Annotated in this window: 8 protein-coding genes; all 8 read right to left on the bottom strand. The window is 52.8% G+C overall.

Going from position 1 to position 14203, the window contains the following annotated elements; all coding sequences use genetic code 11:
- Positions 1-110 precede the first annotated feature (110 nt).
- The 8 genes from HMPREF9141_RS06085 to polA all read right to left on the bottom strand — a co-directional run bounded on the left by HMPREF9141_RS06085 (position 111) and on the right by polA (position 14113).
- On the bottom strand, positions 111-1178 hold the full coding sequence (locus tag HMPREF9141_RS06085; RefSeq protein WP_007367712.1) for an acyltransferase family protein: 1068 nt from the start codon (positions 1176-1178) through the stop codon (positions 111-113).
- A complete protein-coding gene (locus HMPREF9141_RS06080) occupies positions 1175-2569 on the bottom strand; it encodes a hypothetical protein (protein ID WP_040554924.1) in 1395 nt (464 codons plus the stop codon). Before HMPREF9141_RS06080 ends, HMPREF9141_RS06085 begins: the two co-directional genes overlap by 4 nt.
- Before the next feature lie 8 nt (positions 2570-2577).
- Positions 2578-4602: a type IX secretion system anionic LPS delivery protein PorZ gene (porZ, locus tag HMPREF9141_RS06075; RefSeq protein WP_007367710.1), complete on the bottom strand. Its 2025-nt coding sequence runs from the start codon at positions 4600-4602 to the stop codon at positions 2578-2580.
- The gene (locus HMPREF9141_RS06070) at positions 4599-5486 is read right to left on the bottom strand and encodes a glycosyltransferase family 2 protein (protein ID WP_007367709.1); all 888 of its coding nucleotides are present in this window, start codon (positions 5484-5486) and stop codon (positions 4599-4601) included. The genes porZ and HMPREF9141_RS06070 overlap by 4 nt, the downstream gene beginning before the upstream one ends.
- 96 nt (positions 5487-5582) lie before the next feature.
- Complete coding sequence (locus HMPREF9141_RS06065) at positions 5583-6167, bottom strand: non-canonical purine NTP diphosphatase (protein WP_040554923.1); 585 nt, start codon at positions 6165-6167, stop codon at positions 5583-5585.
- Between the two features lie 170 nt (positions 6168-6337).
- A complete protein-coding gene (locus HMPREF9141_RS06060) occupies positions 6338-7324 on the bottom strand; it encodes a YitT family protein (RefSeq protein WP_007367707.1) in 987 nt (328 codons plus the stop codon).
- A 95-nt stretch (positions 7325-7419) separates the two neighbouring features.
- Positions 7420-10341, bottom strand: coding sequence for a class I tRNA ligase family protein (locus tag HMPREF9141_RS06055; RefSeq protein ID WP_007367706.1), 2922 nt, complete (start codon positions 10339-10341; stop codon positions 7420-7422).
- A 1009-nt stretch (positions 10342-11350) separates the two neighbouring features.
- On the bottom strand, positions 11351-14113 hold the full coding sequence (gene polA / locus HMPREF9141_RS06050) for a DNA polymerase I (protein ID WP_007367705.1): 2763 nt from the start codon (positions 14111-14113) through the stop codon (positions 11351-11353).
- Positions 14114-14203 lie beyond the last annotated feature (90 nt).

The following is a 14203-nucleotide window of genomic DNA, read 5'->3' as shown; positions in this document are numbered from 1 at the left end:
ATAAGTTGTTTGTAGAAGACGGAAAAGACACGTCAGTGCAGAAGCCTTTATTTTCAATCGGCGCATTTAACGGAACAACCGGACATCCGGCGTTTCTCGGGGCCGCCAGTTCAGAAAGAGGCGGCTGCTCCTTTCTTCTTTGCTTTCCTGCCGGCAGGCTCCGGCTTCTGCCAAGGGAGGTGAATGCCGGAAATGATTGCAAGAATTCTTCCTGTCAGGCTGTTACGGAACTTGTAGAGCATTTTGTAAACAATCAAAGGACCGTAGACGCCCGTCAGGATGGCGAGCGACTGGTAGCAGGCGGCTTCAAGATGGGAGAGGTGTGTCAGGATCTGAAGGCTCAGGGCCTGGAAGATGCCGTGATAGAGATAGATGGTATAGGATGCGGGAGAGAGATGACCGAGAAAACGAAGTCCATGTATGGTGTATAAGCGTGCCAGGCAGACCGACATGAGAATACCGTTCAAAGCAGACAATAAGCCTGCCAGGGGAGCTGTTCTTGTGTTTGAACTGATGAACGAGGCGGCCAGGGTGAGCAGAAAAAGCAGAAGAGCCGTTCTCTCTTTGTCGAGAAAGCGTATCAGGAGAAAGTCTGAGACAAAGTAGCCCAAGGCGAAATAGAAGGCATAATGGAGTGTTCCGGCAGCATTGAAAAGTGTGTCCTGAGAGAAAGGAAGGATGGTATTTGCCAGTGCAAGCAGGAAGAGCAGAATACAGGGGGAAATACGGGGCGACCTGGGCTTCAGCCGCTGCGACAGAGAAAGTAGCACTGCTGCAAAGACAAAGAGCAGAAACAGGGTAGGCAGGAACCAATAGGAGCCGTTGACATTGCGGTAAGGATAGATGAGCATGGCCGCATATTCGCCCCATCCGGCATGTATCGGGCGTACCATGAGCCGGGAAAGAAGAACTTTCGGAATGAACAGCAGCGTGCTCAATGCAAAGTAGGGGAGCAGCAGGCGGCGTGCCTTCCGCAGGAGGAAGGGGCAGAGGCTGATGGTCTTTCCCTGCATGGAGACGTGGAGCAGATAGCCCGATATGAAAAAGAAAAGCGGTATGTGGAACTGGTAGATCCAGTCGACGACACGGCTTTCTGTCCGGAAGAAAGAGTGTCCGATGACTACCAGGAGGATGGCAAACACATGGAGGAAGGATATTTCGGTAATCTTCTGTCTCATCTGATGCGTTTTACGGTGTCGTCTTCTGCGTACCACACGCCGTCACAGCCGGCTTTCTCTGCCTTTGGAAGTAAGGACTCCAGCTGCTTTTTATCTGTTATTTCCTCGTTGAGAATGGTCTTTGGCCATTGGTAACCTGTCTGCTGCCTCACGGAATAACCCCACCCGAAGGCCTCGTAAGGAATGACCCAGAAAGAGGAATACTTTGTTTCGCCTTTCTCTAAATGTATCAGCATCACCTTGTTTACCGGCCGGCTGCACTGACTGACAAAGCTCCTCGCCATCCGTTCGCCCGTCTTTCCCGACAGCCAGGCGGCATAGCCGTGATGGAACAGGGTAAAGGCTGCGGTCAGCAGGTAGAGCGATGCCGAGACGATCAGTACCCGCTTGTTCTTGATCTGTTCGCAAAGCAGGGCAGTCATCATCGCTGCAAAGGGCAGCACAGCATAGCAGTGCATCAATGTGAATACGGTCATCAGATTGACGAAAGCCCCGGCAAAGAAGGATAAAAGCAGTACTGTGAGCGGTTTCCGCCACCTGTAGGAACGCAGCAGAAGCCATAGGAAAGGCAAGGGGAGCAGTCCTGTGACCACGACCACGGCAAGATGGCGGTGCTGGGGGTGGATGAGGCTGGCGTAATCGACGGGGTAGAGGGTCATTCCCAACAGCAGGCTGATGTTGCGCAGCAGCCGTTGCACAGTGAACTCCATATAGACATTGTTCTCAAGATGGAAACTGTCGGTCAGCAGGAAACGGCAGACAAGATAGAGAACAAACGGCAGGCAGCCGCAGGCAGCCTGCCTCATTGCGTGTCTGAAACTGGCTTTTCCGACGCTCCACACAAGGAACGGCGGGCAGACAAACCAGATGTAACCAGACTCTTTGGCAAAGACTGAAAGCAGCGCACACAGCAGCCACAGTATAAGTCTCCGGCATCCTGACAGGCTGATGTAGCTGTATAAGGCAAGAAGTCCCCATAGAAGCGAATAGACCTGGTTCAGTGAATCGATGTCCAGGACGGTTCCCAGCGTGCCTGACGACAGATAAAAGAAAATGACAGACAGGTTGCGGGACAGCCTGCCGACCTGGAACCATTGCAGAATCCGGCAGATAAGCAACGTGTTGAGGATGTGTCCCAGCAGGATGAAAAGGTGGTTCAAGAGTGGGAAAAGCCGGTAATCAAGCCCGAGCAGATGCCCGAATAGCACGTCGAAAGGCCGCCAGTAGTTGCCGTCGGGCAGCAGACTCCGAATCGTCAGGGGCGTTGTCTGCGGTATGGTGTAATACGTCCAGTCGTCGAAGGTGGGCTGGAGCTGGCACAGCAGCAGCAATGCCAGCGGAGCCGTCAGCAGTATCCAGAAAATCGGATTGCGCCTTATCCGTGCCTTCATATCTTTCATCAATTCACGACAGCAACCTTGCAGACAGTGCCGTTGTCGCCGTTTTCGTCGGCAGACAGCACCATATAGATGCCCGATGCAACCCGTTTGCCGTTCTTGTCTTTGCCGTTCCAGACGAAAGTGCCGCCGTTGCTCGTGCCTTCGGCGACCAGAACACCGTTGGTAGTGACAATCTTCACATCTGCATTCAGGGTAAGCCCGACAATGGTTATCGGCCCGGTATAACCGGGTTTCACCGGGTTGGGGTAGGCGTACACCTTGTCGTCATCGGGCGAATCGGCTGCCTTCGTGGCATCGCCCATGTAGGAGCAGAGCCCTTTGTCTGTGGCGAAGAACACCTCTCCTGTAGCATCGTTGATGGAGATGGACTGCACGTTGTTGGACAGGAGATTGCTGTTTGATGTGAGGAAATGCTGTACCTGCGTCATGTTGTCGGCACTGATGAGGTAGGCACCGTTGCCTTTCGTGCCGAACCACTTGCGTCCGCCGCCGTCTATGGCCATGGCCGTGATGTCGAGACCGGCGAGCAGATAGTCGGCAAGATTGCTGCCGTCGTTGCGCGGCACCTTGACCTGTACGAAGCGGTAGCCGTCCTTGTCGTTCATCTGCGAGCGTCGGAGCACCAGCGGGCCGGCTGTCGTCCCGGTCCAGATGTCCCCTTCCATGTCCTCTGCCCAGCAGTGTACGGCGGTCAGTTCTATATTGTTTCCGTCGTCATTGACGAAGCGGGTGTAGGCGTTGAGTCTGTCGTTCTTCGGATCATAGGAGAACAGTCCCGGCTTGCGCCAGTCGTCATTGCAGAACCACAGCAGCCCCCGGCTGTCCAGTCGCATCTGTGAAAGGCCGGAAAGGCCCACGCCGTCTTTCATCAGTTCGGGCTTGCCGAAGGAGGTCATCTGCCCGTCTCTGGACAGCCGGATGAGGTTTTCTTTCTTCGTCTGGCTGTTGAGTACCCACAGGTTTCCGTCCCTGTCATAGGCCAGTCCGTTGACCAGAACATAGTTGTTGTCCAGTTCTTTCCCCCTGTCCATAGCGGCCTGCAGGATGCTGTTGTCCCTGTTGTAGAAGGAGACCATCCTGCCGGACTGAAACTCGTAGAGCCCTGTTCTCGCCCCTACATACACGTGCCCGCTGTTCTTCGGGTCGACGGCTACCGCCTTTGTTCCTCGGTAGAGATAGCCTGTACGGCTCGGGAAGTCGTCCTCGTAGATTTCCCACTCATCACCGTGCAGTACCTGCACGATGCCCGGGTTCTCCCAGTTGTCGGCAATCGGGTCGAAGTATCCGCCTGTCGTGTAAAGCCGGTTGTTATGGAAGGCAGTCCATATAAAGGTGTTGCGTTTCGGCCCGCCGGGGTTCAGTGTCTTGGCCTGCGCCAGCAGGTCGGCATCCATGGTATGGGGACGTGCCGTATAGCTGCCTGTATGTACCCAGTTGTTCCTGTCGAGGAGGTTGGCGGTCAGCAGGGCGCGGTAAAGGCCGTTGCTCTGGCTGGCAGCATAGATATAATTGCCTTCAATATAGCTGTAATTGACAGGGAAGGAGAGGTTGTAGCTGTCGGTGACCTCTGCCTTGGCGACATTCAGTCTGACGAGTCCGAAGCCGGTGGACAGGTAACAGTCTGTACCTGACATATCAATGCCGTTGACGGTCTTGTCTACCGTCAGCATCTTCAGGTAGTAGTCGGGGACGTTCGTCACATTGCCCTTGTCGTCCAGCAGGTCGATGTTATAGTCGGAATAGACAATCACCAGGCGGCGTGCCGGCCTGTTCCATCCGATGAAACGGATGTCCATATCACTCAGTCCGCTGGTCTTGTCGTAGGTCTGGATGCTCTTGTCGTTTTTGTTATAGGAGTAAAGGCTGCTGGAAGCAAGCACATACAGCTTGTTTCCTCCCTGTTCTACCCATTGTATGTTGCTGTAGGAAAGGTAGCTCTTCCACGTTCCCATGCCTTTGCCGGCGGCAGATACGGCAACTGTCAGCAGGAGAATAAGCGATAGGAAATATCTTTTTATGGTCATATCGTGTTCTTTGCGTAATGTAAATAATACAGGAGTTTATATACATTAAACCAGAAAACGCTCGGATTATTGCCTTGCAGATGCTTCTTTATGGGCTGTCCGGCAAGAGAATAAACCATGGAAAGCACGCCTTGCAGGTGTAATGCCCTAAGGCGGCCGGCCGTATCAAGCAGTCGGGAATAGTCTTTCAGCTGGTCGCGGAAGTTATACAGTGTGCGGAGAGACTCCTCTGTCTTCTCCAGAAACGTACTGTTTGAATCGAAGAAATCAAATGTTATGGGATTGTCAATATGTGTGATGGGGATGTGAGCTTCGGCAAGTGACTTGCCGAAGAGCACGTCTTCATAGCCGTATCGGGTGAAACGTTCGTCAAAAGAGCGGTTCCTCATAACACTTTTATGTGCTAAGAAATTGGCCGTACTGAAGTGTTTCGTGGCATATTGCTGTCTGTTCTTCACCGTATTCTTCTGTTCATACGCCTTCTCATAACGGTATCTGAGGTTGTTTCTCCATACATCCGGATCGCCGCCAATCCTTATTCCGCCTACAACAACATCATTGTTTCTTGCCTGTAGATAACGTCGGATAAAGTGTGGATTGTCCAATGTCAAATCGCCGTCAATGAAGAGCAGCCACTCTCCTTGGGCCTGGGAAACGAGGAAATTGCGTATCGCTGAACGCCCGACGTTCTGCCGTCTTGTGATGTAACGTACCCCTTCCAGCCTTTCAATGCGCAGGTTGTGCTCTATATAGCTTGCAATGGAAGAACCGTCGTCAGCCACGATGATTTCAAAGTCGGTACTGCTTTCCACGCACTGCCGCTGCAGCTCTGTGACCAGAGCTGCACAGTTGCAGTTGTAAACAGGAAGAAGAATTGACAACATATCAGCTACTATGTCACTTCTCCAAGGAAGCGTTTTTACCTTTTTACTTTTTTACCCTTTTCCTTTTCAAAGGGCCTGTTTTCCCTTTTTACTTTTTTACCCTTTTATCTTTCTCAGGTGTTCTGCCAGCTTCTTCACGGCTCTTGCCCGGTGGGAAATCTTGTTCTTCACCTCTTCTCCAAGCTCGGCAAAACTCTTGTCATAGCCCTCGGGAATGAAGATCGGGTCGTACCCGAATCCTTCCGAGCCGTGTTTCTCGGTTGCAATACGTCCGTCAACACGCCCTTCGAATTGATGTTCCACTCCGTCGATTATCAGTGAGATGACCGTGCGGAAACGTGCCGTCCGGTTCTCCACACCTGCCATCTTCGACAGCAGCTTGCGCATATTCGCCTCGCTGTCGTGGTCGGTTCCTTCGGCATAGCGTGCCGAACGGACACCGGGTTCGCCGCCGAGCGCATCCACTTCGAGCCCTGTGTCGTCGGCAAAACAGTTCTGCCGGTAATGCTCGACGACATAGGTTGACTTCTGGCGGGCGTTCTCCTGCAGTGTCAGTCCTGTCTCGGGAATATCCTCATGACAGCCGATCTCGGCCAGGGAGACAATCTCGAAGTCTTTTCCAAGAATCTCCTTGATCTCTTCCAGTTTGTGCCTGTTGTTTGTTGCAAATACTATTTTCATGTTCATGAAGCATTTTTAAGCCCTGAAAAATCCATGCCTGAGCATCACAGAGCCTGTTCTATACAACAGAGACACACAACCCATGTTTCCGCAAAGGCTTGCCGCCGGCGGTTACACGGATCCTATGTCCCTGTAGCTACGCTGTTTGGGACACGGCTTCTCCAGCGTTTCTATTTCTTTTCATCGGCAGCGGTTTCCCTGGCCTGGCCCATTTTCTTTTCCTGCTTTCTCTTCTCCTTCTTCGCCTTGATTTTTATCTGGTCGAAGCCCTCGCCATAGACGCCGATGACCGAACTCTGGCTGACGAAGGCCGTCGGGTCGACCATCTTGATGATACGGAAGATGGTCTTGCTCTCGTTGCGTTTTGCCAGCAGGCAGATGACCTTCATGTCATTGCCTGTGTACCAGCCGTGACCGTCGAGGATGGTCAGGGCGTGTTCCGTCTCGTCGACAATGGCCTTGGCAATCTCCTCGTGTTTCCAGGAGAAGATCATGAACTGTACCGACTCCCGCCGCATATTCATCACGTGGTCCAGCATGAAGCACTCGATGAACATCGTACAGTAGCCGAAAACCATCTTGTGCAGCCGTTCCATGATGTCACCGAACTGGGGGAAGAACAGACAGCTGCCGACGATGAGGACATCGACTCCCATCAGAACCTGTCCGAGGGAGATGTCCCGGTACTTGTTGACGCAGGCTGCAATGATGTCCGTACCGCCCGTGCTGCCGTTGTTGAGGAAGACGATGGCCAGTCCGGTACCGGTAAGGCTGCAGCCGATGATCAGCGACATGAAGTCCTGTCCCTCGCCGAGCATCTTCACAAAGTCCCCGTTTGCATCCCTGGGCATCAGGTCCTGTGCGAAAATCAGCATGAAATAAAGGGCGAAGATGGCATAGATGGTCTTCATCAGGAACTTGAATCCCAGGATCTTCAGAGCGACGATCAGCAACGATACGTTGATGATGATATAGGTGTTCTGGATCTTGAAGCCTGTCGCATAGTAGATCACAGCAGACATACCCGTCACTCCGCCGGTCACGATTTCGTAAGGCATAAGAAAGACGGTGAAGGCTGCTGCATAGAGAAGCAGGCCTATTGTCAGAAAGAAATAATCTCTGGCTTCAGAGCGGATGAGTTGTTGATTAATAGTCATAGGTCTTCATTTGTGGGAATGGGAGGCGTATCAGAGGGAGCGCAGGTCTGTCTCCTGTCACCTTGATACGCCCGCCCGTTGTTTCTCGGGAATACTTATTTGCAGACGATGTTGACGATCTTCTTCGGCACGACGATGACTTTCACGATGGTCTTGCCGTCGATGTAGTGGCGGCTCCGCTCGTCGGCCAGAGCCGTCTTCTCGATGTCTTCCCGTGCGGCATCAGCCGGGAAGGTCATCTGGAAGCGTGCCTTGCCGTTGAAGGAGACGGTAAGCTGCACCTCGTTCTCCACGAGGTAAGTCTCGTCCCACGCCGGCCATGCGGCATCGCAGACACTCTTCGTCTCGCCGCCCAGCTGCTCCCACAGCTCTTCGGCCATGTGGGGTGCGAACGGTGCGATGAGGACGATCATCTTCTTCAGCAGTTCACGGCTGGCGCACTTCTGCTGTCCGAGTTCGTTCACGCAGATCATGAAAGCCGAGATGGCCGTGTTGTAAGAGAACTGTTCGATGTCGCCGGTCACTTTCTTGATGAGCCTGTGGACGCTCTTGAGCGACTCCTTTGACGGCTTTCCGCCGTCGAGTTCCTGTTGGTAGAGCTTCCAGAACTTCTTGAGGAAGCGGAAACAGCCGTCGATGCCGTTCGTGTCCCAGGGCTTGCTTGCCTCTACAGGACCGAGGAACATCTCGTACAGACGCAGCGTGTCGGCACCGTACTGCTCGACGATGTCGTCCGGATTGACGACGTTGAACATGGACTTTGACATCTTCTCGATAGCCCATCCGCATTTGTAGACGGCAGCTGGAGTGGGGCGGTCGGCGGTGGATTCTGCTGAACGGGTGCCGTCCTCGAAGATGAATTCGGCGTTGTGGTACTCCGGACGCCATGCCTTGAAAGCTGCAATATCCAGTACGTCGGCATGGACGATGTTCACATCGACGTGGATGGGGGTGGTATCATACTTGTCTTTCTGTCCCAGGCTGACGAAGACCGGAGCCTTGGAATGGTCGTCGGAATTGACACGGTAGACGAAGTTGGAGCGTCCCTGAATCATTCCCTGGTTGACCAGCTTCTCGTAGGGTTCTTCCTTGCAGCTGCAACCGAGGTCGTAGAGGAACTTGTTCCAGAACCGGCTGTAAATCAGGTGACCGGTCGCATGCTCCGTACCGCCGACATAGAGGTCGACATTCTGCCAGTATTCATCGGCTTTCCCGCCCACGAGTGCCTCGTCATTGTGCGGATCCATGTAACGGAGATAATAGGCCGAACTGCCTGCAAAGCCCGGCATCGTGTTCAGCTCCAGGGGGAAGACCGTGCTGCCGTCAACCAGTGACTTGTCGACGACCTTGCGCTCTGCTTCGTCCCATGCCCACACCTTCGCGCGGCCCAATGGCGGCTCGCCGGTCTCCGTAGGCTCGTACTTGTCAATCTCCGGCAGCTCCAGCGGCAGGCACTCCTCGGGCACCATGTAGGGCATTCCCTGCTTGTAGTAGACGGGGAACGGTTCGCCCCAGTAACGCTGGCGGGAGAAGATGGCATCGCGCAGCCGGTAGTTAATCTTCACACGGCCGATGCCTTTCTCGGTGACAAACTGCTTCGTACGGGCTATCGCCTCCTTGACGGTCAGTCCGTTCAGCGAGAAGCCGTCCAGACTCTCCTTGCCCGGGGCAGGGGAGTTGGTCACGATGCCTTCCTTTGCATCGAAACTCTCCTCCGATACATCAGCACCCTCGATCAGCGGGATGATCGGCAGGTCGAAGTGCTTGGCAAAGGCATAGTCGCGGCTGTCGTGGGCCGGTACGGCCATGATGGCTCCTGTGCCGTAGCCCGCCAGGACATACTCTGAAATCCAGATGGGAATCTGCTCGCCAGTGAACGGGTTGATGGCGTAAGAACCCGAGAAGACGCCTGTCACCTTGCGGTCGGACATACGTTCCAGCTCCGTGCGCTTCTTCACATAGGCCAGATACTGTTCCACTTCGGCTTTCTGCTCGTCTGATGTCAGTTCGCTGACAAGCTCCGATTCCGGTGCAAGCACCATGAAGGAAACGCCGAACATGGTGTCTGCGCGGGTTGTGAAGATGGTGAAATGTCCTTCCTGCATATCGTCTCCATTGCCTTGAGAGGCGTGCCTGGGGGTGAGGCTCTTGAACTCCACTTCCGTTCCTTCAGAGCGTCCTATCCAGTTCTTCTGTGTCTCCTTGATGGAGTCGGACCAGTCGATCTTTTCCAGTCCGTCCAGCAGTCGCTGCGCATAGGCCGATACACGGAGACACCACTGCTTCATCAGCTTCTGTACGACAGGGTAGCCCCCGCGCTCGCTCACACCATTGACCACCTCGTCGTTGGCCAGCACCGTGCCGAGCCCCGGACACCAGTTCACCATCGTCTCGCCCAGATAGGCGATGCGGTAGTTCATCAGCGTCTTCTGCTGCTCCTGCTCGTCCATGCTCTTCCAGTCGTTGGCCGAGAACATCAGCTCTTCGCTCTGTGCTGCATGGAGTTCGAGTGTCCCTTCTTCCTCGAAGTGGCGGATCAGTTCTGTGATGGGCAGCGCTTTCTGCCGTGTGTAGTCATAATAGGAATTGAACATCCGCTCGAAAGCCCACTGCGTCCAGTGGTAATAATGCGGGTCGCACGTCCGTACCTCTCGGTCCCAGTCGAACGAGAAGCCGATCTTGTCCAGCTGCTCCCGGTATCGGGCGATGTTTTTCTGGGTGGTAACTTCAGGGTGCTGTCCCGTCTGGATGGCATACTGCTCGGCCGGGAGTCCATAGGCATCATACCCCATAGGGTTCAGGACGTTGAAGCCTTTGAGCCGCTTGTAGCGGGCATAGATGTCGCTTGCAATATATCCCAGCGGGTGTCCGACGTGCAGCCCTGCTCCCGAAGGGTAGGGGAACATGTTGAGCACGTAGAACTTCTGCTTGTTCTCGTCTTCAACAACTCTGTAGGTCTTGTCCTCAACCCACTTCCGCTGCCATTTCTTCTCGATGTCTCTGAAGTTGTATTCCATTCTCGTTTCTTATTATAACTGATGTGCAAATTTACAAAAAGTTTCCGTAAACCGCTTCGTTTCTGTTGGATTTATAAACTGGAAACAAGGCAGAAAGCGGGATCTTGCTGGTGGCTTTCCGAGATGAAGTCTGCCTGATCATTCATGGGAATGATATAGGAACAACAGAGGGTGCTTTGTAAAATAGATTATTTTAATATATTTGTTAGTTTGTTTTATCGCCTGTCGCAGACTTCGTACCATCCCTTTACTGGATGCGTTCCTGTTGTTTGCGTAGTGGGGGACAGCGGATAGTCATGGTACGAGATATGTTTCTATGACTGCTGTCCGGTAAACCTTCGCCGTCATTGCTCTCCATGCGTAAATTCCAATTAACAGGCCATTCGTCATTGTTTTGGGGAATGGCAGTCTCTTATTTCGTCTGCCGGCTTAGGCTGGCCTTTGGTAGAAAAACGCTTCTTTCACGACAGGTCGCTCTCATTCCGACGGCATATTGTATGCGTGCGAACGCCCGACACGGTTGGTGTTCACCTCTGGCACCATTGGTGACGGGCATCGGCACGCCGGCGGGAGACGGTGGCCCGGTCCGTTCTTGTCAACATGATACATACAAGCAGGAGGCGGGTGTCAGATCTGTACAGTAAATGTTTACCGGACAGCAATTCTTGTCGCTGTCTTTGTTGGCGGAATTAAGGTTGGAAAGATACTCCCTTCGTCTGTCCGAATAGCGGAGGTCTTGTCGGCAGGCGAAGGGATTCGAGGGCTTGAAAGAGCCGGTGTCTTTGAAAATAACAACCTGTTTCCGTTACAGGATTCTGCCCTTTCTTTTGCGATGAGGCAGCCGGATTTCTGATATTTGTTTTCTATTTATAGTCTATAAATAGTTTTATTGTAGATTATAAATGAGATACCTCCAATTCTTTTCATGTTCCTTGCAAAGGCCTCCGGGCTTCGTCGGTCCGGTCTTTTCCGAAGTTTTGATGGAGGCTTTTCCGATGCTGTAAGCAGTTTAATGTGCCTCCAGCCAATTGCTGCCCCATCCGGCATCGGCTGTCAGCGGAACGTTCAGTTGGCAGGCGTGCTGCATTTCCTCGATGACAATCCGTTCCACCTGTTCCCGCTCTTCCGGGTAGACCGAGAAGTTAAGCTCGTCGTGTACCTGCAGAATCATTTTCGAGCGGATGCCTTCCTCCTTGAACCGTTTCCAGATACGAACCATCGCCACTTTGATGATGTCGGCCTCTGTCCCCTGTATCGGCGCATTGATGGCATTGCGCTCTGCGAAGCCGCGTACGGTGGCGTTGCGGCTGTTGATATCGGGCAGGTAACGCCGGCGATGGAAGAGGGTCTCGGCATATCCTTTGGCTCTTGCCGTCTCTTTCGCCTGTTCCATGTAGGCTTTCACCTTCGGGAAAGTGTGGAAATAGTCCTGTATCAGCTCTCTCGCCTCGCTGTTCGGGATGCCCATGCGCTGTGCAAGACCATAGGTCGTAATGCCGTATATGATGCCGAAATTGGCCTGTTTGGCCTTTTTCCGCTGGGCATCCGTCACCTTTTCGATGTCTTCGTGCCATATCTTCGCCGCTGTTGCACGGTGGATGTCGTGTCCTTCGCGGAATGCTTCCATCATGTTCTCGTCGCCTGACAGATGTGCCATGATGCGCAGCTCTATCTGACTGTAGTCTGCTGAAAAGAACAGACAGCCGTCTTCCGGTATGAAGCACTTGCGTATCTCCTTGCCGTCATCGGTGCGCACAGGGATGTTCTGCAGGTTAGGGTCGCTTGAGGAGAGACGGCCGGTTGAAGTCTGCGCCTGATTGAACGATGTGTGAATATGCCCTGTGCGTGGGTTGATCAGCTTCGGGAGTGCATCGATATAGGTGCTGAGCAGCTTTTTCATCCCTCTGTAATTGAGGATGTTACGTACGACAGGATGCTTGGCTTCAAGGCTTTGCAGGACTTCTTCACTCGTGACGTATTGGCCGGTCTTGGTCTTCTTGGGTTTGTCCATGATCTGCAGCTTGCCGAAGAGGATGTCGCCTACTTGTTTCGGACTTCCGATGTTGAATGTCTCACCGGCTTCCTTGTATATTTCCTGTTCATACTGCTTCATGCGGTCGGTGAATATTCTTGACGTTTCCTGCAGGGCTTCTGTATCCAGGCAGACACCGTTCAGTTCCATGTCGGCAAGTACCCGGACGAGTGGCATCTCGATGTTCCAGAAGAGTTCTTCCAAGCCCAGTTCTTTCAGATGCGGTTCCAGTACGTGCTTCAGGCGCAGGGTGATGTCGGCATCCTCTGCTGCATATTCATATATGTCGGTAGGGGAGAGGTCGCGCATATTCCTCTGTTTCTTCCCTTTAGGACCGAGAAGTTCCTCGATGTGGATGGTTCGGTAGCCGAGCAGCGTTTCTGCCATATAATCCATGTTGTGATGGAGTTCCGGCTGGATGAGGTAGTGGGCGATCATCGTGTCGAACATCTTTCCCTGTAAGGTTACGCCATAGTGGCTCAGTACTTCGTAGTCGTATTTGATATTCTGTCCGATCTTCAATATCTGTTCGTTCTCATATAGCGGTTTGAAGATTCCGACGATTCTTGTGGCTTCCTGACGGTCGGCGGGGATGGCGACGTAAAATGCCCTGTTCTCTTCTACGGAGAAGCTCAGACCCACCAGTTCTGCGCTGATCGCATCTGTAGAAGTGGTCTCTGTGTCTAAACTGACAAAACCTTTTGTCATGAAAAAGTCACATATCCGTTGCATTTCATCCTCATTACCAATGAGTTTGTATTCGTGCGGTGTCGTTTTAAGTGTCTTGTAATTCGCTTTTTCCGGTGTTTCTGCCCTGCCGGACGTATTTTCCGCAAAGAGATCCAACTGTTTTTCTGTGTTTTTTTGCTTTGCTTCACTTTTGTTAAGAAACTTGTTGATGAGCGTCTTGAATTCTAATTCCTCAAACAGTTCCCGCAATCTGTTCTCGTCTGCCTTCTCGACTTTGAGTTCCTCCAGTTCAATTTTTATCGGGACATCCGTGCGGATCGTAGCGAGGTATTTCGACATTCTGATGTCGTCCTTGGCATGTTCTACTTTCTCTCTCAGTTTCCCTTTGATCTCATCCGTATGTTGGAGCATATTGTCGATGGAACCGAACTGATTGATCAGTTTAGCAGCTGTTTTCTCTCCGACACCGGGACAGCCCGGGAAATTGTCTGCCGAGTCGCCCATCAGTGCGAGGAGGTCGATTACCTGAGCGGGAGTGGATATGCCGTATTTCGCTTCCACCTCCTTTTCACCGAGCGTCTCGTAGCCGCCGCCATGCCGGGGGCGGTACATATGGACATTCGGCCTGATCAGCTGGCCGTAGTCTTTGTCGGGGGTGAGCATAAAAGTATCGATTCCATCGGCACCGAACCGGGTGGCTACCGTGCCGATGACATCGTCTGCCTCGAAACCGTCTGCCTGCAGGATAGGGATGTGCATGGCTTCGAGAATCTGCTTGATGATGGGAACTGACTGTCTGATGTCTTCCGGCGTCTCCTCGCGTTGTGCTTTGTAGTCCGGGAACGCTTCGTGGCGGAAGGTCTTTCCATGGTCGAAAGCTACGCCGATGTGGGTAGGTTTCTCTTTGGTCAGCACTTCGTTCAATGTGTTGCAAAAGCCCATGACGGCTGATGTGTTCAGTCCTTTGGAATTGATGCGGGGGCTTTTGAGGAATGCATAGTACGAACGGTAGATGAGCGCATATGCATCGAGAAGGAAGAGTTTTGCCATAATGGATTCTGCTTATTTTAGCTGTAAAATTACTAATTTTCTTCCATAATCTCCGACAAAATGCGTAATTTTGTATCAAATTTCAAGTCT

The organism is Prevotella multiformis DSM 16608, assembly GCF_000191065.1.
Taxonomy (GTDB): Bacteria; Bacteroidota; Bacteroidia; order Bacteroidales; family Bacteroidaceae; genus Prevotella; species Prevotella multiformis.
The sequence above is the reverse complement of the archived record's forward strand: the minus strand, read 5'-3'. Positions and strand labels throughout refer to the sequence as shown.

What these genes read in the sequence shown, in the direction of transcription:
- porZ (WP_007367710.1), bottom strand. Translation starts at nt 4,602, where the DNA reads ATGACCATAAAAAGATATTTCCTATCGCTTATTCTCCTGCTGACAGTT.
- polA (WP_007367705.1), bottom strand. Translation starts at nt 14,113, where the DNA reads ATGGCAAAACTCTTCCTTCTCGATGCATATGCGCTCATCTACCGTTCG.
- HMPREF9141_RS06060 (WP_007367707.1), bottom strand. Translation starts at nt 7,324, where the DNA reads ATGACTATTAATCAACAACTCATCCGCTCTGAAGCCAGAGATTATTTC.
- HMPREF9141_RS06080 (WP_040554924.1), bottom strand. Translation starts at nt 2,569, where the DNA reads ATGAAGGCACGGATAAGGCGCAATCCGATTTTCTGGATACTGCTGACG.
- HMPREF9141_RS06055 (WP_007367706.1), bottom strand. Translation starts at nt 10,341, where the DNA reads ATGGAATACAACTTCAGAGACATCGAGAAGAAATGGCAGCGGAAGTGG.
- HMPREF9141_RS06065 (WP_040554923.1), bottom strand. Translation starts at nt 6,167, where the DNA reads ATGAAAATAGTATTTGCAACAAACAACAGGCACAAACTGGAAGAGATC.
- HMPREF9141_RS06070 (WP_007367709.1), bottom strand. Translation starts at nt 5,486, where the DNA reads ATGTTGTCAATTCTTCTTCCTGTTTACAACTGCAACTGTGCAGCTCTG.
- HMPREF9141_RS06085 (WP_007367712.1), bottom strand. Translation starts at nt 1,178, where the DNA reads ATGAGACAGAAGATTACCGAAATATCCTTCCTCCATGTGTTTGCCATC.